Genomic DNA, 255 nt, shown 5'->3' with positions numbered 1-255 from the left:
CGGCGAATGTCTCTTTCGGCGCGCCGCAGGCCGCTGCCGGAGGAGCGGATCTCGTCAAGGACACCACGACGGCCGGCTTTCAGGCGGATGTAATCGCAGAATCCCGCAAGCAGCCGGTGCTGGTGGATTTCTGGGCGCCATGGTGCGGTCCCTGCAAGCAGTTGACCCCGATCATTGAAAAGGCGGTCCGCGAGGCTGGCGGCGCCGTCAAGCTGGTCAAGATGAATATCGACGACCATCCGGCGATTGCCGGCC

General features: G+C 64.3%; 1 protein-coding gene. It reads left to right on the top strand.

The features are described from left to right. On the top strand, positions 1 to 255 hold a 255-nt coding region (locus tag SB719_RS21325), incomplete at both ends, for a thioredoxin family protein (RefSeq protein ID WP_412159913.1).

It is taken from the genome of Pantoea sp. SIMBA_079, assembly GCF_046940275.1.
GTDB classification, from domain to species: Bacteria; Pseudomonadota; Gammaproteobacteria; order Enterobacterales; family Enterobacteriaceae; genus Pantoea; species Pantoea borealis.
This window is presented reverse-complemented; position numbering and strand designations above follow the sequence as displayed.